At 66.4% G+C, this 23,620-nt stretch carries 19 protein-coding genes; 14 read left to right on the top strand and 5 right to left on the bottom strand.

What is annotated here, in order from left to right:
* Nucleotides 1-113: 113 nt before the first annotated feature.
* Genes FO044_RS15180 through FO044_RS14505 form a run of 4 tightly spaced genes read left to right on the top strand, consistent with a single transcriptional unit; the run spans nucleotide 114 to nucleotide 3,316 of the window.
* Nucleotides 114-890 (top strand): MSCRAMM family protein, encoded by a 777-nt coding sequence (locus FO044_RS15180; RefSeq protein ID WP_244945824.1) that lies wholly within the window; start codon nucleotides 114-116, stop codon nucleotides 888-890.
* Nucleotides 887-1,666 (top strand): carboxypeptidase-like regulatory domain-containing protein, encoded by a 780-nt coding sequence (locus FO044_RS14515; protein WP_143965900.1) that lies wholly within the window; start codon nucleotides 887-889, stop codon nucleotides 1,664-1,666. The genes FO044_RS15180 and FO044_RS14515 overlap by 4 nt, the downstream gene beginning before the upstream one ends.
* Nucleotides 1,663-2,463: a YceI family protein gene (locus FO044_RS14510; protein WP_244945775.1), complete on the top strand. Its 801-nt coding sequence runs from the start codon at nucleotides 1,663-1,665 to the stop codon at nucleotides 2,461-2,463. Before FO044_RS14515 ends, FO044_RS14510 begins: the two co-directional genes overlap by 4 nt.
* Nucleotides 2,464-2,503: 40 nt before the next feature.
* A complete protein-coding gene (locus FO044_RS14505; protein WP_143965898.1) occupies nucleotides 2,504-3,316 on the top strand; it encodes a mycofactocin-coupled SDR family oxidoreductase in 813 nt (270 codons plus the stop codon).
* Nucleotides 3,317-3,335: 19 nt separating this feature from the next.
* Here the strand turns inward: FO044_RS14505 and FO044_RS14500 are convergent, their stop codons facing one another.
* Entirely contained in the window at nucleotides 3,336-3,914 is a 579-nt protein-coding gene (locus FO044_RS14500; RefSeq protein ID WP_143965897.1) for a TetR/AcrR family transcriptional regulator, read from the bottom strand.
* Between the two features lie 113 nt (nucleotides 3,915-4,027).
* Between FO044_RS14500 and FO044_RS14495 the strand changes: the two genes are divergently transcribed.
* Nucleotides 4,028-5,689 (top strand): MFS transporter, encoded by a 1,662-nt coding sequence (locus FO044_RS14495; RefSeq protein ID WP_244945823.1) that lies wholly within the window; start codon nucleotides 4,028-4,030, stop codon nucleotides 5,687-5,689.
* Between the two features lie 21 nt (nucleotides 5,690-5,710).
* Here FO044_RS14495 and FO044_RS14485 read toward each other — a convergent pair whose 3' ends face one another.
* Both FO044_RS14485 and FO044_RS14480 read right to left on the bottom strand, forming a co-directional pair.
* The gene (locus tag FO044_RS14485) at nucleotides 5,711-6,586 is read right to left on the bottom strand and encodes an oxidoreductase (RefSeq protein WP_143965896.1); all 876 of its coding nucleotides are present in this window, start codon (nucleotides 6,584-6,586) and stop codon (nucleotides 5,711-5,713) included.
* 60 nt (nucleotides 6,587-6,646) lie between these two features.
* Nucleotides 6,647-7,204 carry a TetR/AcrR family transcriptional regulator gene (locus FO044_RS14480; protein WP_244945774.1) on the bottom strand — a complete coding sequence of 186 codons (558 nt, stop codon included), beginning with the start codon at nucleotides 7,202-7,204 and terminating at the stop codon, nucleotides 6,647-6,649.
* A gap of 133 nt (nucleotides 7,205-7,337) precedes the next feature.
* Here FO044_RS14480 and FO044_RS14475 point away from each other — a divergent pair, with 133 nt between their 5' ends.
* The 4 genes from FO044_RS14475 to FO044_RS14460 all read left to right on the top strand — a co-directional run bounded on the left by FO044_RS14475 (nucleotide 7,338) and on the right by FO044_RS14460 (nucleotide 14,597).
* On the top strand, nucleotides 7,338-8,612 hold the full coding sequence (locus FO044_RS14475) for an oxygenase MpaB family protein (RefSeq protein WP_143965895.1): 1,275 nt from the start codon (nucleotides 7,338-7,340) through the stop codon (nucleotides 8,610-8,612).
* Nucleotides 8,613-8,672: 60 nt separating this feature from the next.
* Nucleotides 8,673-9,896: a CaiB/BaiF CoA transferase family protein gene (locus tag FO044_RS14470; RefSeq protein WP_143965894.1), complete on the top strand. Its 1,224-nt coding sequence runs from the start codon at nucleotides 8,673-8,675 to the stop codon at nucleotides 9,894-9,896.
* A gap of 40 nt (nucleotides 9,897-9,936) precedes the next feature.
* Nucleotides 9,937-11,004, top strand: coding sequence for a lipocalin-like domain-containing protein (locus FO044_RS14465; protein ID WP_143965893.1), 1,068 nt, complete (start codon nucleotides 9,937-9,939; stop codon nucleotides 11,002-11,004).
* A 191-nt stretch (nucleotides 11,005-11,195) separates the two neighbouring features.
* The gene (locus tag FO044_RS14460) at nucleotides 11,196-14,597 is read left to right on the top strand and encodes a pyruvate carboxylase (RefSeq protein WP_143965892.1); all 3,402 of its coding nucleotides are present in this window, start codon (nucleotides 11,196-11,198) and stop codon (nucleotides 14,595-14,597) included.
* A 132-nt stretch (nucleotides 14,598-14,729) separates the two neighbouring features.
* Here the strand turns inward: FO044_RS14460 and FO044_RS14455 are convergent, their stop codons facing one another.
* Complete coding sequence (locus FO044_RS14455) at nucleotides 14,730-16,091, bottom strand: MFS transporter (RefSeq protein WP_143965891.1); 1,362 nt, start codon at nucleotides 16,089-16,091, stop codon at nucleotides 14,730-14,732.
* Nucleotides 16,092-16,256: 165 nt separating this feature from the next.
* Between FO044_RS14455 and FO044_RS14450 the strand changes: the two genes are divergently transcribed.
* From FO044_RS14450 to FO044_RS14435, 4 genes are all read left to right on the top strand, one after another.
* The gene (locus FO044_RS14450) at nucleotides 16,257-17,405 is read left to right on the top strand and encodes an acyl-CoA dehydrogenase family protein (protein ID WP_143965890.1); all 1,149 of its coding nucleotides are present in this window, start codon (nucleotides 16,257-16,259) and stop codon (nucleotides 17,403-17,405) included.
* 279 nt (nucleotides 17,406-17,684) lie between these two features.
* On the top strand, nucleotides 17,685-18,773 hold the full coding sequence (locus tag FO044_RS14445) for a tyrosine-type recombinase/integrase (protein WP_222103216.1): 1,089 nt from the start codon (nucleotides 17,685-17,687) through the stop codon (nucleotides 18,771-18,773).
* On the top strand, nucleotides 18,770-19,096 hold the full coding sequence (locus FO044_RS14440) for a helix-turn-helix domain-containing protein (protein ID WP_055475981.1): 327 nt from the start codon (nucleotides 18,770-18,772) through the stop codon (nucleotides 19,094-19,096). The genes FO044_RS14445 and FO044_RS14440 overlap by 4 nt, the downstream gene beginning before the upstream one ends.
* A gap of 1,157 nt (nucleotides 19,097-20,253) precedes the next feature.
* Nucleotides 20,254-20,919, top strand: coding sequence for a hypothetical protein (locus tag FO044_RS14435; protein ID WP_143965889.1), 666 nt, complete (start codon nucleotides 20,254-20,256; stop codon nucleotides 20,917-20,919).
* A gap of 93 nt (nucleotides 20,920-21,012) precedes the next feature.
* On the opposite strand, the gene FO044_RS14430 is transcribed toward FO044_RS14435, so the two are convergent.
* Entirely contained in the window at nucleotides 21,013-21,279 is a 267-nt protein-coding gene (locus tag FO044_RS14430) for a metal-sensitive transcriptional regulator (protein ID WP_143965888.1), read from the bottom strand.
* 167 nt (nucleotides 21,280-21,446) lie between these two features.
* On the opposite strand from FO044_RS14430, the gene FO044_RS14425 reads away from it, so the two are divergent.
* The gene (locus tag FO044_RS14425) at nucleotides 21,447-23,576 is read left to right on the top strand and encodes an MMPL family transporter (RefSeq protein WP_244945773.1); all 2,130 of its coding nucleotides are present in this window, start codon (nucleotides 21,447-21,449) and stop codon (nucleotides 23,574-23,576) included.
* Nucleotides 23,577-23,620 lie beyond the last annotated feature (44 nt).

Here is a 23,620-nt window from a genome sequence, read left to right as displayed (position 1 = left end):
AGGTGCCGCTTCCCGCCGCGGAGCCGGCTGCCGCAGACGCGGTGGAGTCGAGTAGCCCGGCAGTCGCCGGGTCCGGCCCGTCCATCGCACAGGGGAGTCTGTCGGACGACGACATGTCGCTTGTCGGGATCGTCGCCACGTCGGCCGCCCAACCGCTCGGCGACGCTGCCATCACGGTCACGGACTCGCGGGGTCGTCAAGCGGGGCGCGCGACGGTGGACGCCGATGGCGCCTACGCGGTCGCCGATCTCGCCGCGGGTACGTACACGGTGATCGCAACGGCACCCGATCGGGCTCCGCAGGCCATCTCGGTATCGATCGTCGAGGGCATGGCGCTGCGGCGCGACTTCACGTTGGGAGGCGGCGGCGTGCTGCGGGGAATCGTCGGCGACGGCGTCCGGCGGCTCCCAGCGAATCTCGTCGTCACTGACCGGAGTGGACAGGTGCTCACGCAGACGAATGCGGGCTCCGACGGCGAGTTCGTTCTCGACGGGCTCTCCGACGGAGACACCGTTGCCATCACCGCCTCTGCGGCCGGATACCAGCCGAGTAGCCGCCTGGTGACGGTGACCGGGCGCAGCATGGACGTGATCGAATTCGCACTGACCGCGGTCGGCGGCGTGCAGGGATACGTGCGCACCGTGGACGGCCGTGCCCTGGCGGGTGCCACGGTCTCCGCGATCGGGCCGGACCAGACGATCGTCGCGTCGATGACCACCGACGCCGACGGGTGGTACCGGATCGAAGGTCTGGACGACGCCCGCTACACGCTCGTCGCCAATATGTACGAGCCGAAGGCGGTTCAGGTGAGTGTTGCGGCAGGGCAACGGAATTCTCTCGACATCGAACTGGGTGCGGCAGCCGAGAAGCTGTCCTCGGGGTCGAAATGATCTCGGGTAGCGTCCGCCGCGCCGACGGCGCTCCGGTGGGCGGAGCGACGGTCATGGTGATCGATCCGGCGGGCAGCCAGGTCGGCCGGACCGTCAGTGATGATCACGGGCGGTTCAGTGCCCAGGTCGCATCCAGCGGCAGTTTTGTGCTGGTCGTGTCCGCGCTGGGGCATGATCCGTGCGCGGTTCCGGTGACGTCCGGCGCATCCGCTTCGGAGGTCGAGGTGGTCCTCGCCTCGATGGCGGTGCTGAGCGGGCGAGTGCGAACCTCTGCGACAGGGGAACCGGTCGCTCATGCGACGGTCGCCGTGGCCGATCGGGCCGGTCAGGTGATCGGGACGACCTCCACTGGAGCGGACGGGAGCTGGGATGTCGGCGGACTGATGGACGGCGTCCACACGGTCATCATCACCGCCGCGGGCTGCGATCCGGTCGCCGAGACAGTCGATGTAGCCGGCAGCACCGGCCAGATCCTCGATCTCGAGGTGCGCACCGTCGCCGATCTAAGTGGTGTCGTCACGGACCTCGATCAGCAGGGCCGAACGCGTCCGGTGGTGCAGAGCCAGGTGGTGCTCCTCGATTCGGCGGGTCAGATCGCTGCGAGTGCCATGACCGACGAGAACGGCCATTACCTGTTCCCCAACCTCAGCGCGGGTGATCACACGGTAATCGCCAACGGTTACGCGCCGGTCGCGGAGACGGTCGATGTGGGGGCCGGTCGGGTCGCCACTCACGACTTCGTCCTCGGCGGAGCTGAGAAGAGGAGTGAATTGTGACGACCATCAAGACCCGAGTGACCGGATCGAACAGCGCGCCAGTGAATTCCGCAGTGGTCACGGTGATGTCGCAGACCGGAGAGCAGTGCGCGATCGCGCACAGCGATTCCGACGGCCAGGTGGCCGTCGCCGAACTCGATCCGGGGATGTACACCGTCGTCGCGACCGCCCCGGGGTATCAGCCGGCCGCTCGCGTGGCCGTCGGCTCGGGGGCCGGGGTCACCAGCCTCGGTGAGATCTCGCTGGTCCGCGACGGCGATGCGCCGACACCGTCAGCCGGTCGGTGGGAGATCGACAGCGGGCACTCGGAGATCGAGATCAGCGTTCGCCATCTCGGGATCGCCTCGGTCCGAGGCCGATTCACCGAATTCGCGGGGACCATCGTCGTCGCCGACGAGATCGGGAGTTCTTCGGTATCGGCCGATATCAAGACCGCCGGCATCGATACCGGCAACACGATGCGCGACGACATCCTGCGGTCCAGCGCGTTCTTCGACACCGAGCAGTACCCACTCGCCCGGTTCCGTTCGACGGGGATCACTCCGGCGACGGACGAGACGTGGACACTGGACGGTGAACTCACCATGCTGACCTCCACGGTGCCGATCTCGCTCGAGCTGACCTACCTCGGTGAAGTCGACGACCCGTGGGGCAATCACCGAGCCGGATTCCGTGCCACCGGTACGATCCGGCGCAAGGACGTGGGGATCAACTTCGACGACACCCTCGTCGGCGGGGTGGCCCAGATCGGCAACACCGCGACTCTCACGCTCGACATCCAGGCCGTCCGGGTCTGACGGGCGGTCGGCCGACCAGGAATTGACGGGAGCGAAGCGGATGGGAAAGTTCGACGGCAAGGTCGCCTTCATCACGGGCGTGGCCCGTGGCCAGGGGCGAGCGCATGCAGTGCGGTTGGCGCAGGAAGGCGCTGCCATCGTCGGCATCGACCTGGCGGGGCCGCTGCCCGGCGTGCCGTACGAGTCGCCCACCCGAGCCGATCTCGACACGACGGCATCGTTGATCGAGGGCTGCGGTGGCGAGTCGATGCTGAGGCAGGGCGATGTCCGTGACCTGGAAGGCCTGAAATCACTCGCGGACGACGCCGTCGCCCGGTGGGGCGGTCTGGATATCGTCGTCGCGAACGCGGGCATCTGCATCCCGGTGACCTGGTCGGAGGTGACGCCGACGATCTTCGCGGACCACATGGACATCAACGTGACCGGGACGTGGAACACGGTGATGGCGTCTGCGCCGCACCTCGTCACCCGTGGTGGTGGGTCGATCATTCTCATCAGTTCGTACGCGGGACGGAAGATGCAGCCGTTCATGGTTCCCTACACCGCGAGCAAGCATGCGATCACCGGCATGACGCGTGCCTTCGCCGCCGAGCTCGGCGTCCACAACATCCGCGTGAACAGCGTCCATCCGGGCGCCGTGAACAGTCCCATGGGTTCGGGAGACATGCAGGGGCGGATCGCGGAGACGAACGAAGCCAATCCGCGCCTTGCCGTCATGGGCACGTCGTTCCTCAACGAGTTCGCGGCGTCGACCGACCAGATCGCCGACGCCGTCGCTTTCCTCGCATCCGACGAGGCGGCCTTCATCACCGCGGAACAGCTCTCAGTCGATGGCGGAGCGCAGCACTTCTGATCATGAGGCGGTGCGCACGTCAGGCGGCCAAGCCCCGCGCCACCATGTCCAGCAGACCGTCATAGATCTCGGCAGGATCGGCGTCGGACGGACGGGGAGCTGTGATCTCCAGGCTGACCGCACCGTGGACGGCTGCCCACGTGTGCGAGGCGAGCGCTTGTGCGTCACCTGATCGGATAACGCCTGCTACCTGGCCGTAACGGATGATGTCGGTGATGACGCTGAACGCGTTCTCCGCTACCAGGGGGTCGGGGGCGGAATGTCCGTCGAACATGAGGCCGTACATAGCCGGGTTCGCCAACGCGAAGCGTCGATAGGCCATCCCGCTGTTGCGCAACCGGTCCACGGCGTCGGCGTCGGTCTGCGCGATGGCATCACCGAACGCGGCGAAGCCGTCGGTCGCCACGGCGCTGATCAGGCCGTCCTTTCCGGCGAAATGGTTGTACACGCCCATCGGCGCCACGCCGGCTTCCGTTGCCACGGCGCGCACGGTGAGGGCCGAAGCGCCGTCGCGCTCCACGATCCGGCGTCCGGCCGCCACCAGGGAGGTCCGAATATCGGCCGCGGACGTTCGGGCGCGTGGCTTCTCTGCTGGCATACGCCGGAAGTTTACTGGAACACTGTTCCGTTCATGTAGAACACTGTGCTACTACTGAAGAACAGTGTTCTATACCAGTCGACGGAGACGCCGGTGGAATCGAGGAGACCGTGATCGGAAACCGATGGTGGGCGCTGGTTGCGCTCTGCCTCGCCGAATTGCTCGTGATGGTCGACAACACGATCGTCAACGTCGCGCTCCCCTCGCTAGGACGCAGTCTGGACGCCGGCGTCTCCGGACTCCAATGGATCGTCGACGCCTACACGCTCGTCTTCGCCGGGTTACTGCTCACCGGCGGCTACCTGGGTGACCGGTTCGGGCATCGACGCATCCTGGTCCTCGGCATCGTCGGGTTCGCCGGTGTATCGGTGCTGGCCGCCTCCTCGAATACGCTCGGGCAGCTCATCGCCGCGCGTGGCGGTCTGGGGCTGTTCGCGGCTCTCGTGTTCCCGGCGACGCTCGCGATCATCACGACGATGTTCGTCGGGGCCGCCGAACGTGCGACCGCGGTCGGGATCTGGGCGGCGGCATCGGGCGTCGCGGTGGCGATCGGGCCCGTGCTCGGCGGTGCGCTGCTCGAGCACTACTCGTGGGAATCGGTGTTCTGGGTGAACGTGCCTTTCGGTGCCGTTGCCCTGGCCGCCGTTCTGCTCGTGGTGCCGAGCGTCGCGCCGCATGCGGTGTCGAGGTTCGATTGGCCGGGGCTGATCTTGTCGGCGGCCGGACTGGGGCTGCTGATCTACACCGTGATCGAGGGGCCGCACGTCGGCTGGATCGCTGCTCGAACGCTTCTCGGACTAGTCGCGTCGGTAATCCTGCTGGCGTGCTTCGTGCGACGCCAGAAGGTCGTCGATCACCCGATTCTCGACGTGCGACTGTTCGCCAACCGCCGCTTCGCGACGGCGGCGGTCATGATCAGCGTCGCGTTCTTCGCGCTGTTCGGGTTCATCTTCCTGATCACGCAGTACTTCCAGGCGGTCAAGGGCTACGGAACGCTCGAGTCCGGGCTCCGCACACTCCCGTTCGCGGTGGTGATGGCGGTCCTCTCACCCGTCGCCATGTGGTTGTCGCAGCGGTTCGGTCCTCGTGCGGTGGTGAGCGTCGGGGCGTTCGCCATGTCGGGCGGTTTCGCCCTCGTCGAACTGGCATCCCGCTTCTCGGGTTACTGGGAGCTGATCGTCTGGGCGATGGTCCTGATGGCCGGCGGGCTCGCGTTCATCTCGGGGCCGTGCACTCAACTCGTGATGGACTCGCTCAAGCCGGAGCAGGTCGGTGCGGGCAGTGCGGTCAACGACACGACGCGCGAGTTCGGGGGCACGCTCGGCGTTGCGGTGCTCGGGTCTATCCTCACCTCGGCCTACGTGGCCGGAGTGGGGGAGCGGCTCTCGGGAATCGGGGTCCCCGACTCCGTTCGAGAGGTCGTGGAGCGATCGGTGATGGCGGGCGTATCCGTTGCCGACCAGGCCCCGGGCGGAAGCGGCGACGTCATCCGCACTGCGGTGCACACGGTGTTCGTGGACGGACTGCACGACGCCGTGTGGGCCGCCGTCGCAGTCACCGCGGCCGCCGGTGTCGCGGCGATCGCGCTGCTGCGTGAACGGTCGCGAAGCGACGCAGGGTCAGAGCTCCTCGATCGGCGCGGGGTTGAATCCGGGCATGACGGTGTGACCGGCATCGATGACGAAGTTCTGGCCGGTGACGGCGTAGGAACCGTCGGACGTCCTGGAATGCCCGATCGTCGAGATGTGGAAGCCGCACGCCCGTGGTCGGGCTGATTCGCGGCCCACGAGACGCGTCTACGAAGTCAGCGTCGTAGAGGCGTCCCACAGCTTCTCGGCCAGGTCGAGATCACTCGCCGCCGCAGTGCGGCCGGCCAGGGCGGGGTGGCCGCGGGACTCCATCAGCTGGCTCGGCCCGACGTAGCTGCCGCCGGGGAGTTCCAGGGAGGCGGCGAACAACAGCGGCCAGGCACCGGCTTCAGCGGACTGGGCGATCACCCGGTTCCCGATCGCCCCTGCGGCGTCGAGTAGTCGATTGTCGGTACGGGACTGCAGATTGGTCGCCGCGTACCCGGGATGTGCGGCCATCGACCGCACCGAGGATCCCGACCGAGTCAGACGCCTCTGCAGTTCGAGTGAGAAGAGCAAGTTCGCCAGCTTCGACTGGTTGTACGCGGCGGACCGGTTGTAACTCCGGCGTTCCCAGTTCAGGTCGTCGAGGTCGATGCTTCCCATGCGGTGCAGCAGCGACGACATGGTGACCACGCGATCCCGGATGTGAGGCAGGAGCATGTCGGTCAGCGCGAAGTGGCCGAGGTGGTTGGTGCCGAACTGAGTCTCGAAACCGTCTGCCGTCCGTCCCTCGGGCACATGCATCACGCCCGCGTTGTTGAGTAGGACGTCGATGTCGCCGGACCACGCGTCGGCGAACTCGCGGATCGACGACAGATCGGCGAGGTCGAGCCGTCGGACCTCGGTGTCACCGTCCATCGACGCGGCGGCCGTCCGGCCGCGGTCGAGGTCGCGGACGGCCAGCACCACGTGAGCGCCGGCGCGTGCGAGATGGCCGGCGGCGATTCGGCCGAGTCCGCTGTTGGCTCCGGTCACCACAACAGTGCGGCCGGCGAACGACGGGAGGTCGTTGGAGGTCCAGGACGAGGTTCCGGTGGGCATCGGGCGTGCTCCGATCTGGTGGCGGGACGGGGCTGATGGTTCCCCTTCGAGCGTATGCGATCAGTCCATAGCGGCTCGGCTCTCCGTCGCCGCAGGCATCAGTCCGGTGAGCGCGTCGTGCAGTTGCTTCGGCGTCGGCGACGGCAGTCCCTCGTGGCCGTGGATGTAACCGATGCCGGCGTAGACGAGGAGGCCGGCCAAGGCTGCGGCTCGCTCGTCGGGTACGTCGAGTTCGCGCAGGGTCGAGTGGATGATGGCGAACATCTCTCGATCGATCAGGTTCACGTTCTGCGAGATCTTCTCGTTGGTGCGCGCCCAGTCGCGGATCGCGGTCTCGACGGTCAGATGCCGGTCGCTCATCAGCAATGACGCCAGTTCGACGAGCCGCTGGTCGGCGGGGAGTTCGGACAACCCGTGCAGTTCGGTGTGGCGTTGCCGATTCGTCGCGCGCCAGCGTTCGGCCATCGCCTCCCACAAGGCGTCGATGTCGTCGAAGTGCCAGTAGAAGCTGCCCTTGGTGACTCCGAGGCGTTCGCACAGCCGCGCGATGCGCAGCGCGGACACCCCGTCGGCGGTGATCAGTTCGAGCGCCGCGTCGACCCAATCGGTCGCTGACAAACGCGTGCTTCGACTCGGCTTCGACATCATTTCGCCATGTCCTCTCGGGGAGTGAAGGTCGTGGTCTATCGCCGCTAGAACATACCATTCGGTATGGTATGTTCCGAGCCAGACGTCACGAAAGGAAACGGGCATGACAATCGAGCAGCAGACGAAACCGGTGGAGTCCGGGCGCCGCACCCCGACGGCGTTCCCGTACCGGGAGGCGATGTCGCGGCCGATGGTCCGTCGCGCCCGAAAGCTCGCCAAGCGCGTCACCGGGAAGGACATGTTCCCGACGACGGAGCAGATCGAGGCGTTCGCCGGCGATATGTACAACGCCGACCCGGTCGCCGAGCGGTTCGTCGACGAGGTCTTCTACGGCGCGATCGGCCAGACGGAAGGTCGCGCCATGCTGAAGCAGGCGCTCGACCACGGCATCGAGAGCATCGAGACCCCGCCTGCGGCGATGGTCGCGCTGTTCCGCGAGTTCGAGGATGTTCCAGACTGGGTCGACCCGGAGATCGTCGAGGCCGGCGCACAGATCTGGCGCCGCTGGGGCACCTTTCTCTTCAGCGTCGCCGGCGGCGAGACGCTCGAGATGTACACCGAGGCGGCCGTCGCGACTCCGCTGTCATTGGCAGGCGGCTACGCGGGCGACAACGCATTGCGCCGATTCCTGGAGACAGCCAAGTTCTGGATCGATGTATCCGAGCCCGGCGCGCTCCTCACTCCCGGCAGTCAGGGGCGAGCCACCGCGATGCTCGTCCGCGTGATGCACGTGGCGGTCCGCCGGCGCGTGGCCGAACATCCCGAATGGCACACGGAGCGTTGGGGACTCCCCATCAGCCAGGCTTACATGCTGCTCACACTGGCAGGTGGAAGCGTCGTGCCGGCCCTCGCGTTGTGGATGACCGGCGTCCAGACCACGCCCAAGGAGATCCACGCGCTGATTCACTTCCAGCGATACATGGGCTACATCGTGGGTGTGCGCAACACCTGGTATCCGGAGAACATCGCCGACACCGTGCGACTGCTCGCACTGGTGATGTGCGCACGGAGCTACGACGCAGGCGACCACGGCGCCGAACTCATCGAATCGTTCCCGAGAGCGTTCGCCCCGCGCGACGGGCACGGAGGCAAGCAGCTCCTGCGGGAGCGTTACAACGGAATGATCTACGCGGGCTACTCGCGGCTGTTCATGATCCCGACGACCTACGCCCGCTACGACATGCCGAATGCGATCCCCGGCCTTCTCTGGATCATCGTCCGCTTCCCTGCTGTGACGGTGATCGAGACGCTGCGCCGGATCCCGCCGATAGGTCGCCTCCATGAGAAGTGGATGGTCGCGCACCGGGAGAACTGGTACCGCGCCCAGATGGACGGACGTGAGGCAGAATTCGACGCATCGGGCGCACTGCGCCGCTGATCGACGCCTACCGGCGCGTTGCGGTTACGGCGTTGTGGCACAACGGAAGTAGGTCGTCACGTGGACTCTGAAAATTCCGACAACTCGACCGGGGCCCTCGCCGACCTGCGCGTCGTCGAACTCGGGTCACTGATCGCCGGACCGTTCGCGGGAAGGCTCCTCGGCGATCTGGGCGCCGACGTGATCAAGGTCGAGGCGCCGGGTCGCGCGGATCCGCTGCGCACCTGGGGCCAGGCGGCGGTCGACGGCGAGCACGCCTTCTGGACGGTGCACGCGCGGAACAAGCGGTCGATCAGCCTGAATCTGCGTGAGGAGCAGGGCCGCGAGATCCTGTTGGACCTGATCGCGGTCAGCGACATCGTCGTCGAGAACTTCCGTCCCGGCACCCTTGAGAAATGGGGTGTCGGTTACGAGACGATGCGCGAGCACAACCCGGGCATCATCATGGCGCGGGTGTCCGGCTACGGACAGACGGGACCGGACGCGCACAAGGCCGGATACGCCTCCGTCGCCGAGGGCGTCAGCGGGCTTCGCTACATCAACGGGTTCCCCGGAGGCCCGGCCCCGCGCATGTCGCTGTCGATCGGGGACTCGCTCGCCGGGATGTTCGCAGTGCAGGGTGTACTGGCCGCGGTCCACGCCCGCCACCGCACCGGCCGTGGACAGGTGGTCGACGTAGCGCTCACCGAGGCGTGCCTGGCGATGATGGAGTCGACGATCCCCGACTACGACCTGGCCGGCGTCATCCGTGAACCGTCGGGCACACGACTGAGCGGTATCGCGCCGTCGAACCTCTACCGTGCCCGGGACCGGCGATGGGTCATCATCGCCGCGAATCAGGACACCGTGTTCCGGCGGTTGTGCACGGCGATCGGCCGCGAGGACCTGATCGACGATCCGCGGACACGGGACCACGTCGCCCGTGGCAGGCACGAGAACATGCTCGACGACGTGATCGGGGAGTGGGTGCGCCATCGGGACTCCGACGACGTCATCGAACTCCTCGGCGACGCGGGGGTGGTCGCCGGACCGGTCAACAACATCGCGCAGGTCGCAGAGAACGAGCAGTTCCGCGACCGCGACATGCTGGTTCCGCACCACGACGAACGGCTGGGGCGCGACGTGCTCGGCCCGGGCGTGGTGCCGAAACTCTCGGAGACCCCAGGCTCAGTCCGCTCTGCGGGCTCGCCCGAACCCGGGCACCACAACACCGAGATCTACACGCAGCTACTGGGGCTCGCACCGGAACGGATCACCGAACTGAGTGAAGCCGGAATCATCTGAGAAGCAACGAACACGGAGACGACATGAAAATCGAGGCGCAATGACAGTCGACGTCGTCGAGGCCTGGAACGGGCCGGGTCGCCACGACGGGACCCTGACCACCGTGCTGCCCGAGCACAACGCTCTTCACGACCGGCCCGACCGCAGCGCATTCGAGCACTGGTACTTCGACGCGCACCTGGACAACGGCTACACGGTGGTCGGATTCCTGGTGAAGCGCAGGCCTGAGGACCCGCCGCTGGCCAGGCCGTGGGTGGAGGTGATCATCTACCGACCGGACGGGACCCGACGTCAGCTGGCGCAGCGCTATCCGGCGCGGGCCGCGCATTTCTCGACCGACGAGGTCAACGTCCGGATCGGCCCCAACGCGGCGCAGGTCATCGTCGATGACGGTGACCTCCCGCGCTATCGCATCGTCTTCGACGAGGACGACGTGCGGCTCGATCTGGAGTTCCGGAACGAGCTCGCGCCGTGGATGCCGGGTCGCGGCGAGACGCACTTCGGCGACGGAGGCGTCTTCGGGTGGTGCGTCGGAGCACCCCGCGCATCGGTCTCGGGCCGCATGAGGCTCGGCGACGACGACTGGGACGTCACCGGCCGCGGGTACGCCGACCACAACTGGGGCATCGGCGCCATGCCCAAGGTGATCGAGAAGTGGCACTGGGGACGGCTCTACACCGAGGAGTACACTCTGCTCTACGCCGTAGTCGCGACGCAGGAGCGGTACGGCAACCTGCAGATCAAGCCGGTCATGCTCGCCAAGCGTGACGACGTGCTGCTGAGTACCGGCGAGGTGACGTTCAGCGAAGGCGCCACCGAGTACGCCGACGTCGCAGGACGTACGTACCCCACGAGCATCGCCCTGGACTGCCCCGGAAGGTTCTCCCTCACACTGGAGGTCCGGCAGGTGCTGCACGCGCAGGCCCTGCTCGAGGACATCCCGATAGTCGGCAGCACGCTGATGCGTCCGATCACGGACAAGCTGATCGGACGGCCCGGCTACTTCCGTTTCCGCTCCGACTTCACGCTGTCGGTCGTCGACCAGGAGGACGGCAGCGTCGACACGGTTGCAGGGAGCACACTGCACGAGCTGGTGGCACTGCGCTGACGAGAAGCGGGCCCCAAGCGCCTTGTGCCCCGAAATGCGCGTCGGTCGTTTGAACGTTCATTCGACATATGCGACTTTCGGGGCGTAACGCGATGGAAGGGCGGCGAGCCGGGCTGGGCGTCACTACGTTGGTAGGGGTAATCGCGCTCACCCGAGGTTGCCCGCCGATCCTTGCAAAGGAACCTGATTCGATGACCAGCCGCACTTTCGACAAAGTTCTCGTCGCCAACCGCAGCGAGATCGCCATTCGTGCCTTCCGCGCTTCATATGAACTGGGCATCGGGACCGTCGCCGTCTTCCCCTACGAGGACCGAAACTCGGCGCACCGCACCAAGGCCGATGAGTCGTATCAGATCGGCGACGAGGGACACCCGGTACGCAACTATCTCGACATCGACCTGATCATCGACGCGGCGAAGAAGGCCGGCGCCGACGCCATCTATCCCGGTTACGGCTTCCTGTCGGAGAACCCGGATCTGGCCGCCGCATGCGAGGACAACGGCATCACGTTCGTGGGACCGCCGCGGGAGATTCTCGAACTGACGGGCAACAAGGCGCGCGCCATCGAATCGGCGAAGGCCGCCGGGCTACCGGTGCTGCCCTCGTCCGAGCCGACCACGGACTTCGATGCCCTGATGACCGCGGCCGAGTCGATGACGTTCCCGGTGTTCGTCAAGGCCGTCGCAGGCGGTGGCGGACGCGGTATGCGGCGCGTCCCGGAGATCGCCGCGCTGCGCGACGCGATCGAGGCAGCGTCCCGCGAGGCCGAATCGGCATTCGGCGACGCCACCGTGTTCCTGGAGCAGGCGGTCATCAATCCGCGGCACATCGAGGTGCAGATCCTCGGCGACACGCACGGCAACGTGATCCACCTCTACGAGCGCGACTGCTCGGTGCAGCGACGTCACCAGAAGGTGATCGAACTCGCGCCCGCACCGAATCTGGATCCCGAACTGCGGGAGAAGATCTGCGCCGATGCCGTCGCGTTCGCCGAGCAGATCGGCTACAGCTGCGCCGGGACGGTCGAGTTCCTCGTCGACGAGCGCGGGCAGCACATGTTCATCGAGATGAACCCCCGCATCCAGGTGGAGCACACGGTCACCGAGGAGGTCACCGATGTGGATCTGGTTCAGGCGCAGTTGCGGGTGGCGGCGGGCGAGTCCCTCGCCGATCTCGGATTGAGTCAGGACGCGATCCGGTTGCGCGGGGCGGCGATGCAGTGCCGGATCACCACCGAGGATCCAGCGAACGGATTCCGTCCCGACACCGGCCGGATCACCGCCTATCGCAGCCCGGGCGGTGGCGGTGTGCGGCTGGACGGCGGTTCGTCGCTGGGTGCCGAGGTCGGCGCGTACTTCGACTCCATGCTGGTGAAGCTGACCTGCCGTGGCCGTGACTTCGAGGCTGCCGTCTCGCACGCGCAGCGCGCCGTCGCCGAGTTCCGCATCCGCGGCGTGGCCACCAACATCCCGTTCCTCAAGGCGGTTCTCGAAGATCCGGACTTTCGTGCGGGCCACGTGACCACGTCGTTCATCGAGGAACGCCCGCAGTTGCTGACGCAGAACTCGTCGGCGGATCGAGCGTCGAAGATCCTCGCCTACTTGGCCGACGTCACGGTGAACCGGCCGGACGGTGAGGTGCCGGCGAAGGTCAATCCGGTCGACAAACTCCCGTCGATCGACCTCACGGCCGGACCGCCGGACGGTTCGCGACAGCGCCTGCTCGAACTCGGCCCGGAACGATTCGCCCAGTCCTTGCGACAGCAGTCGGCACTCGCCGTCACCGACACGACCTTCCGCGATGCGCATCAGTCGCTCCTGGCCACGCGCGTCCGTACCAGCAGTCTGCTCGGCGTCGCGGGACATGTCGCCCGGACTACGCCGGAACTGCTCTCGATCGAAGCATGGGGCGGCGCGACCTACGACGTCGCGCTGCGATTCTTGCGCGAGGACCCGTGGGATCGTCTGGCACAGCTGCGTGAGGCCGTGCCGAACATCTGCCTGCAGATGCTGCTGCGCGGCCGCAACACGGTCGGTTACACCCCGTACCCCGAGTCGGTGACGCGTGCGTTCGTCTCGGAGGCTGCGGCGACCGGCATCGACATCTTCCGGATCTTCGACGCGCTCAACAACGTCGATCAGATGCGTCCGGCGATCGACGCGGTGCGCGAGACCGGGACCGGCCTCGCCGAGGTCGCGATGAGCTACACGGGCGACCTCGCCGATCCGGCGGAGGACCTGTACACCCTGGACTACTACCTGCGTCTCGCGGAGGAGATCGTCGAGTCGGGCGCGCACGTGCTCGCCATCAAGGACATGGCGGGCCTGCTGCGGCCGACGGCGGCGACCAAGCTGGTCACCGCCCTGCGGAGCAACTTCGATCTGCCCATTCACATTCACACCCACGACACACCCGGCGGCCAGCTCGCGACCTATCTGGCCGCGCTCGCTGCGGGGGCCGACGCGGTCGACGGCGCCAGCGCACCGATGTCGGGGACCACGAGCCAGCCGTCGCTGTCCGCGATCGTGGCTGCCACCGCACACAGCGAGCACGATACCGGCCTGAGTCTGGACGCGGTCTGCGACCTGGAGCCGTACTGGGAGTCGCTGCGGAAGCTGTACTCGCCGTTCGAGTCGGGGATCCCGTCGGCGACCGGCCGCGTCTACACGCACGAGATCCCCGGCGGGCAGCTGTCGAATCTCCGGCAGCAGGCGACTGCGCTCGGCCTGGGGGAGCGGTTCGAGGAGGTCGAGGCCAATTACGCGGCGGCCGATCGCCTGCTCGGACGTCTCATCAAGGTGACGCCGTCGTCGAAGGTCGTCGGCGATCTCGCGCTCTCCCTCGTCGGATCCGGAGTGGACGTCGATGAGTTCGCTGCCGACCCGGCCCGTTTCGACATCCCGGATTCGGTCATCGGATTCCTGCGCGGCGACCTCGGCGAGCCGGCCGGTGGATGGCCCGAGCCGTTCCGGACCAAGGCGCTCGAAGGGCGAGCCGACGCGAAGCCGATCACGCCGCTGTCCGCGGAGGACGAGGCCGCACTGTCCGGCGAATCGACCGTTCGCCGTGAGACGTTGAACCGACTGCTCTTTCCCGGACCGGCCAAGGAGTACCTGGGCCACCTGGACGAGTACGGCGACACCTCGCGTTTGTCCGCTGACCAGTTCTTCTACGGTCTGCGCAGCGGCGACGAGCATCGCGTGGAGCTGTCGAAGGGCGTCAACCTGCTCATCGGTCTCGAAGCGATCTCCGAGCCGGACGAGCACGGGATGCGGACCGTCATGTGCATTCTCAACGGGCAGCTGCGGCCGGTCTCGGTGCGTGACCGCTCGGTCACCGCGGAGGTGCCGTCTGCCGAGAAGGCCGACCAGTCCGATCCGGGCCATGTGGCCGCCCCGTTCGACGGCGTCGTCACCCTGTCGGTGGACGAGGGCGACACCGTCGAGGCGGGCGGCCCGATCGGCACCATCGAGGCCATGAAGATGGAGGCGGCCATCACCGCGCCGCGCGGTGGCGTGGTGTCCCGGACCGCGATCGCCGAGGTCAGCCAGGTCGAGGCAGGGGATCTGCTGGTGGCGCTCGCGGACTCGTGACTCGACGTCCGGCCGGGCGGCGGTGCTCGGCCGGCGGAAGTCCCCTCATCGTCGGGCGGGCCGCCCCTTCGCTGGTTGAGTCACGACCGAGGGCGCGAGTTGAAACCATGGCCGCGCCAGACCCGCAGCGATCTACCCCGTGCGGTGCACGCGAACCTGATTGACCGCGAGAGCCACGAAAACCACGATCCCGATGATCGCGGCGATGCCGAGGCCCAGGGTCACGCCGTGCTCGCCCGGGTTCGCAGCCAGGACCGCGCCGGCCACCGCACTGCCCAGCGCACCGCCGACCGTGCGGAGGACCTGATTGAAACTCACGGCGCTGCCGACCTCGGTATCCGCGACATTCCGTGCGACGAGTGCGGGCATCGCGGCGTAGGCCGCGCCCATGCCGAGTCCGAACAGGGCCATGCCGAGCAGGATCTCCCACAGCTGGTCGTTGGTGAGCCAGAGCATGACGGCTGAGCCTGCGGTCAGCGCCGATCCGAGGGGCAGCATCGCGGTCATCGACTCCGGCCCGAGACGGCGCACGAAACGGTTGCCGGTGAAGCTTCCGACCGACAGCGGGAGCATCACGAAGCCGGCCCAGAACAGTGGAAGATCGATGCCGTACCCAGTCGACGCCGGCGCCTGCGCGATGATGCTGGCGATCGACAGGCTCATGTACATGCTGGCGCCCAGGCAGATGGCGGTGGCGTTGGCGAGCAGCACCTCAGCCGTGCGGATCACGCGAAGATCGATGAGCGGATGGCGGCGCCGGAGCTCGACGAAACCCCAGGCCACGAGTGCGCCGACCGCGACGAGTGCGACGCAGATCGTGGTGACCGATCCCCACCCCCAGTTCGGGCCCTCGCTGACCGCGATCAGAAGGGCGGCCAGCCCCACGCTGAGCAATGCGGCACCGGGCACGTCGAACGGCTTCGCCGTGTTCTCGTCGGCGCCGATCGGCACGAACCGCCACACCACGATCGCTGCGGTCGCCACGAAGGCGGCAGCGAACCAGAACGCCGCGCGGTAGTCGAGCCAGCTCGCGAGAACGCCCGTCAACGGGTAGCCGAGACCGAGACCGGTCGCCACGGTGACCGACAGCGACGAGATCGCGGGGGAGACCTGGTCGGCGGACAGGTGGCGCCGTGCGAGCACGATGGTGACCGGGACGATGCCGTACGAGAGGCCCTGCAGGGCTCGTCCGATCAGGAAGACGGTGAAGTTCGGGGCTACGGCGGCGACCACCGATCCGACGAAGATGACGCCGAGCGCGATCAAGAGCAGCCGTCCGGGCCGCGGTCCGTCGCTGAGGCGCCCCATGATCGGGGTGGCCACCGCGCCGACCATGAGGTTCACGGTCAGCATCCACTGCGTCGAACCGATCGTGATGCCCATCGCGTCGGCGATCGACGGCACGAGCAGCATGCCCAGTGAGCTGACCACCGAGGTGGTCAGGGCCGCGTAGACCAGTGCGGGCAGGAGGCGGTCGGTGCGCTGCCCCGTCACGAAGGGGCGTGGTTGTGCGCTCGGAGTTTCAGCATCAGACTCTGTTCTACTCGCCCGTCGGTGCGCCGGACCGCGGGCACCGGAGAATGTGAAGCGACCTCACTTACTGTGAGAGGCACGAACGGCCCTCAGGGGTGGACCGTTGTCTCGTGAAAGGACCGGCCGATGGCGTTGACCTCCGACGAACAGGACATGGTCGATCTCGTCGCCCACTTCATCGACCATCGTGTGCGCGACCGGGTCCGGGAATTCGACGAGCCCGACGTGTACCCGGAGGAGTTCATCGAGGAGATGAAGCGGCTCGGTTTCTTCGGACTGCTCGCACCGGCAGAGCACGGCGGCGTCGACGTGAGCACCGCCTGTTTCGCGCGCGTCACCGAGGAGCTCGCGCGCGGCTGGATGAGTCTGGCCGGCGCCATCGGCGGGCACTCGGTGATCACGTATCTGATCACGACGTTCGGCACGGCCGAGCAGAAGCGCCGGTATCTGCCGAAGATGGCAGACGGTTCGATCCGGGCCACCATGGCGCTCACCGAACCGGGCGGCGGCAGCGATCTTCAGGGCATGCGGACGTATGCGACGCCCGCCGACGGCGGCTACTCGATCACCGGCTCCAAGACCTGGATCTCCAACGCCGCCCACTCGGGGCTCATCGGTCTGCTGTGCATCACCGACCGGTCCGCCGACCCGGCGCACACGGGCATGAGCGTGATGCTCGTCGAACCCGGCGACGGCCTGACGGTCTCCACGAAGCTGCCCAAGCTCGGGTACCGCGGCGTCGAAGCCTGCGAACTCGTCTTCGACGAGATGCCGGTCCCCGCTGACGCCGTGCTGGGTGGTGAGCCGAATCGGGGCTGGGGTCAGATGATGCGCGGCCTCGAGATGGGCCGCATCCAGGTGGCGGCGCGAGCGGTCGGTGTCGGACAGGCGGCTCTCGATGCGGCAGTGCGGTACGCGCAGGAGCGGGAGTCGTTCGGCAAACCCATCTGGAAGCACCAGAGCGTCGGCAACCTGATCGCCGACATGGGCACCAAGCAGCGGGCGGCCCGGCTGCTGACCGAGGACGCCGCGCAGAAGCTCGACCGAGGGGAGCGCGCCGACATGGAGGCGGGCATGGCCAAGCTGTTCGCCTCCGAGACGGCGATGCAGATCGCACTGGACGCCATTCGCGTCCACGGCGGCTACGGCTACTCGAAGGAGTACGACGTGGAACGCTATTTTCGCGATGCGCCGCTGATGATCGTCGGTGAGGGCACCAACGAGATTCAGCGCAACGTGATCGCGGCGCAGATCATCGCGCGGAACAAGCTCTGACCTATAACGCGGCCGAGCGGTTGTGCATGGTCGGGTTGACGGCCCCGGCTGGAACGGCTTCCGGGCCGCGCCCGTTCGCAACTTCAAGCGAACGGGATTTATTGTCATCGGATGCATCATTGGCCGGGTGACCGAATCGGCGCTCCGGCAGGCTCCATCGTCGCTGCAGCTAGCTGTTGCACTAAAAAACGCTGGTAGCGCCATCTAACCTATGTGCATCAATGATGCATCTGATACAACGGTGGTGTGACGGGTGAAGATGTAGCCGGTGCGCGAAAGGTGCTGGCATCAAATGTTGTAGAGCTTGATCCTGAACGGTCGGTGTTCGAGGCAATGGTGCAGGGATGGGCTCAGCAACAGCGGGCACGGTTCTTGCGCGAGGCGACGATCAGGCCGCGGGTCCGGTTGGTCCAGCGCTTTGCCGAGTTCACAGGGTTGTATCCGTGGCAGTGGACCCCTGAGGAGGGCGAGGCGTGGGTCAGTGACTTGCGGTCGGGGGCTACTCCTCTGCGGTTTTCGACGGTCCGCGGCTACCAGGTCGAGATCGGTCTGTTCTGCTCCTATCTGATCGACCCTCGGTACGGATGGATCTCTGAGTGCACCAGCCGGTTTGGTCGGGCCCCGTTGCAGGTCTTCCATGAAGACAACTCCATCATTCATGTCGGTGAGTACGAGGGCGATGAGGGCCGGCGGCCGATGACCTACGACGAGACCCAGGCACTGTTCGATGCTGCTGACGGTCGGGTGGCTCAGATCCGGGCCCGCCGCCGCAAGGGTGCGCTACCCGCGCTGCGGGACGCGGTCGCGTTGAAGTACTGCTACGCCTATGGAATGCGTCGCAAAGAGGTTTCGCGGTCCGATGTGGTTGATCTGCGCCGAAACTCCAAGTTCCCCGCGTTCGGGCGGTTCGGTGCGGTGACCGTGCGGTCCGGCAAAGCCTCCCGCGGTGGGCCACCGAAACGGCGAACGGTGCTCACGGTCCCGGAAATGAGCTGGATCGTCGAGATCCTCGATCACTACCTCACCGAGATCCGTTGCGAGTTCGACCACAACAAGCACCCGGCCCTGTTTCTGACCGAGCGCGGCAGCCGCCTGGGCGTACGCGCCATCAATGCCGCATTTGCTGCTGCCCGCGACGCCGCCGGCCTCGATCCCGCGCTGGACCTGCATTCGCTACGCCACTCTTATGTCACCCATCTCGTCGAGTTCGACTACCCCGAACGGTTCATCCAAGAGCAGGTCGGGCATGCATTCTCCTCGACCACCGCGGTGTATGTCGGAGTCAGCAACGAATACCGCAACGGCCTGCTCATGCAATCGATCCATGCCCGCTATGGCCACCACTTCGACGACAGGACCACGCCATGAAACAGATCGACTACCTCTGGCATCTGCGTACCAAGATGGCCGAGCAGGGGATGTTCTCCACGACCGACCTGCAACCACACCTGGCCGACCGAGGCATCACGTTGTCACGCGAACAGGTGTACCGGCTGGTGACCGGCCAGCCGCAACGACTGAGCATGCACACCCTGGTAGCCCTGTGCGACATCCTCGACTGCACCCCTAACGATCTGATTGAACCCCGCATCATCGACGCCGCAGTGAAGAAGACCGCCGGTCGTGATGCAGGTGTCACCCCTATCGCGGCGCGTCGCACCACGATCCGGCGTCCCCACACCGAATCATGAGCGTCGCTGTACCTCCGAAATACCCATGCTCTGACTGCGGGCGGATAGCCGCCCGGGTCAAACGGACTCCCGAGGGCGGGCTGTGCCGCCGCTGCTACAACGCCCGCCGCCACGAGAAGTGCAGTAGCTGCGGCAAACAGAAGCTGCCGTCCACGCGGACCGCCGCGGATGAGCCGTTGTGTGTGCATTGTTCGAGGCCCAAACGGCGCTGTGCCGGATGCGGCCGCACCGACCACATCAAAGCCACCAGTGAGGTAGGTGAGCTGTGTCAACGCTGCTACACCGCCCCCTCGCGCCGGTGCGGACAGTGCGGCACCCCCGCACCGATCGCGATCCGGGCCCGCGCCGGCACCGTGGATCTGTGCCATCGCTGCGCGAGCACCCCGGCGAAGGTATGCGGAATCTGCGCGCAGTCGCGCCCAGTCCATACTCAGTGGCCGCTGGGCCCGGGGTGCTACCGGAGAACCCTCTACCACCCAGGGCGGTGCGCGCTGTGCAGTAACGATCGCGCGCTCATCGGGAGAGATGCTGCCGGGCAGCCGATATGTGGCCCGTGCGCTGGGTCGGAGGTCGGCTACGTGTGTAGCGTCTGCGGTCGCGGGGGACCGCATCATTTTGCCCAGACCTGTTACCGATGTTCGATCATCCGGCTCACCCGTGAACTGCTGACCGGTCCCCATGGATCGGTACCGGTGGGCCTTGAGCCGCTGCCCAACTATCTAGCGGATCGGGGCCAACCGCACTCGACGCTGCGGTGGCTGAGCAAACCCACCACCTCGGCACTGCTCACCCGTCTGGCGATGATCGACGAACCCTTGAGCCACCGGACACTGGACCAGTGCCCACCGACGTGGGGACGGCACCACCTGCGTGAGTTGCTCATCGATGCCCGACTCCTGCCGGTGCGCGATGAACCACTAGAACGGCTCGAGACGTGGATAACCGAAACCGCTGCTGCTCTGCCGCCCCACCAGAGCTCGCTGATCGGGCCCTATGGACACTGGGCCATCTTGCGCCGTGCCCGCCGCTGATCCCGCCGCCGACGATTCACCCACGCTGCCGCCGACAACGCACGTAGCCGGATCCGCACCGCCATCCTGCTGCTAGCGCACCTCGATGAATCCGGTTGTACAATAGACGATCTCACGCAGCCGATGTTGGACGCCTGGACCGGCGGCCGGCACCAGCGCACCAACAACATTGCCGGTTTCATCGGTTGGCTCACCTACCGCGGGCTGGCTCACAACCTGTCGGTCAGCCGGTATATCAACCCGCCTCCGTCGCAGACCGGCGACGAAAACGATCACCAGCGAGCGATCGCGGCTCTACTGTCAGGGGATACGTCGGCTGATCTGTCCATTCGCGTGGCCGGGTTGCTTGTCCTGCTCTACGGCGCGCGACTAACCCAACTACAGAATCTGACCACCTCGTCGCTGACGAGCCGAAAAGCCCGGCGCTACATCACCGTGGCGCGCCACCCCGTCGAACTGCCCGATCGCCTCGCCGACCTCATCGACACACTCGCCCAGACGGTGTCAGCCAACCCCAACGCCCTCACCAGAGACGGCCGCGGGCACTACCTCTTTCCCGGAAGCCGGGCGCACCATCCACTGCACATAGCCACTCTGAGCCGAAAGCTCACCGCCGCAGACGTTCCCAGCCGAATCAGCCGCAACCACGCCATGCTCGTCCTGGGCGCCGACCTACCGGCCGCCGTCATCGCCACCCAACTCGGGCTGAGCGCCACAACCACCACCAGCTGGGCCGCACTCGCCGGGCGCGACTACACCGCCTATCTCCATAGCCACGAGCAACCGAACTAGACCGCTCCCACGCATCAAAGCCGCCACCATCACCCGGTGCCTCAGGAGAGTTCGGCGTCAATCACCACCCCTGGCTCAGGGGCGACAGCAACGTTATGCCAGCGCCAAGAACAATTTTTCCAGTTCGGCCTCGGTGAGCGGGGCCTGACCCTCGCCGGCGCCGTTGATGCACTGGCGCATTCCGGAGGCGACAATTTTGAACCCGGCACGATCGAGGGCTCGAGACACGGCAGCGAGCTGGGTCACGACATCTTTGCAGTCGCGGCCAGCCTCGATCATCGTGATCACGCCAGCTAGTTGTCCTTGCGCCCGGCGCAGTCTGTTGAGCACCGCGGTCATCGCTTCTTCATCTCCGGCCACTGAATGCGCCCCTTCCTCGGGTGAGTTGATCTACTCGCGAGGGTACCCCCTGGGGTATCAAGCCCGGAATGCTACACCGTTGACATCAATACCCTAGGGGGTATTGTCTCGTGGCATAGACCGATACCTGTGGGGGTATGCCACGGTGCGAAAGGAGCGCTTCTGCGATGACCGACACCAGATCGACCGCGACCACCTTTGGGGTTCTGGGGCGCTGGGGTGCGTCGATGGCGGGCCGGGCGCGGGTGGTGTTCGGGGTGTGGCTGCTGGTGCTGATCGGTTTGGGGGCCATTGCGCCGTCGGTGTTTTCCTCGTTGGCCGGGGCCGGGTGGCAGGCGAATGGCTCGGAGTCGGTGCAGGTACGTGAGCTCGCGCAGCAACACTTCGGCGGGAACTCGTCGGCTGCGGTGCAGGTTGTCATCCATTCGGACCGCGACACCGTCGACGGCCCGGCGATGCAGGAAACGATTGCGGCCGCGGCGGCGGTATTCGAGGGTGACTCCCGGTTCGGTGAGGTGCTGGCCCCACAGCCGGGGATGACGATCAGCCCGGATCAGCACACAGCGATCCTGATCGCGGGCGCGAATGCGAACACCGACGACATGGTCCGGGCGGTGGACGATGTCAAGGGGCAGCTCGCCGGACTCTCGCGTGATGGTGTGCAGGTGTATCCGACGGGTGCCTCTGCGTTGTGGAGCGATTTCAATAAGGCCAATCACGACGCGATGATCAAGGCTGAACTGTTTTCCTGGCCGGTCACGTTGGCGATCATGGTGTTGGCTTTCGGTTCGCTGGTGGCCGCCGGGTTGCCCCTGTTGTTGACCATCGCAGGGTTGGTTGCTTCGGCCGGTGGCCTGGTCCTTCTCAATCAGGTCACTCCGATATCGGTGTGGGCGATGAATTTTGCGATGATGTTCGCCCTCGCCCTGGGGATCGACTACGCGCTGTTCATCGTCTCCCGTTTCCGTGACGCCCTGAAGAACCACAGCACCAGGTCGGGTGCGGTGGCCGAGACGATGGACACCGCCGGCAAAGCGGTGGTGCTATCGGGGATCACGGTGTTGGTGAGTTTGTCGGCAGTGTTGTTGGTGCCAGCACCTGCGGTGCGGACGATGGCGGTGGGCATCATGCTTGCGGTGGCGTTCGTCTTGGCGGCGACGTTGACGTTGCTTCCGGCCACCCTGGGCGCTCTGGGCTCGAAGGTCAACGCGGCGTCGCTGCCGTATGCCAAGCGCCAGCAGCATCGTTCGCCGCTGTTCGAGCGGTGGGGAAAGGCCCTGCACGATCATCCGTGGCCGTTTGCGGTCGGCTCGCTGATCGTGCTGGTGGCGCTGGCCCTTCCGGTCATCGGGCTCAAGGTGGCCATGCCCTCGATCTCGGTGGTCCCCGAGGATGCGCCGGTGCGGCAGGGCTATGAACTGGTCCAACAGCAGATGGGTGAAGGTGCTCCCGGCATGCTGCAGATCATCGCCCCTACCGCCCAGGCGCAGCAGGCGGCCACCACGGCTTCCCAGACTCCCGGTATCGAGATGCTCACCCCACCGCAACCGGCCGGCGATGGCACCGATTATGTGATGGTGCAAGCGCTGCCTTCGGTGGACCCCTCCGATGCCCGCATGGCCACCATCGTCGATGACCTGCGTACCGCCCTGCCCGCAGATGTTCTGGTCGGCGGCGCCGCGACGGAGAACCTCGATCTGCAACAAGCCCTCAACGACTACTTCCCGCTGATCGTCGGCATCATCTTGGTCCTGGGGTTCGTGCTGTTGTTGCTTGCACTGCAAGCACCGCTGATCGCGGTGATCGGCACCCTGGTGAGCCTGTTGTCGACGGCGGCAGCGTTCGGGGTGGCAAAGCTGATCTTCCAGGACGGCCACCTGTCGGGGGTGCTGGGATTTACCCCGCAAGGTTTCCTCGACGGCTGGGGGCCGGTGTTCTTCTTCGCCATGATTTTCGCCATCGCGATGGACTACACCGTCTTCCTGCTGGCCACCGCCAAAGAACACTACGAACGCACCGGTGACCCCGACCGCGCGCAGATCGACGGCATGGCCCATTCGGGACGGATCATCTTCGCTGCTGCGGCAGTGATGGTCGCAGTGTTCTTCACCTTCGCCCTCGCTGACCCGTTGCCCCCCAAAGAGATGGGGATCATCCTGGGTGTGGCGGTGCTGCTGGACGCGGTTCTGATCCGATTGATGCTGCTACCGGCGTTGCTGCGCCTGACCGGCCGGGCCGCGTGGTGGTCACCGGCGTGGTTGCGCCGAGTGCTGCCCTCCATCACGTTCTCGCACTGACCGACGATCGACCAGGCACCATAGACAATGGCTGCCCCGCCCGT

Source organism: Gordonia zhaorongruii (genome assembly GCF_007559005.1).
Classification (GTDB): domain Bacteria; phylum Actinomycetota; class Actinomycetes; order Mycobacteriales; family Mycobacteriaceae; genus Gordonia; species Gordonia zhaorongruii.
The sequence above is the reverse complement of the archived record's forward strand: the minus strand, read 5'-3'. Positions and strand labels throughout refer to the sequence as shown.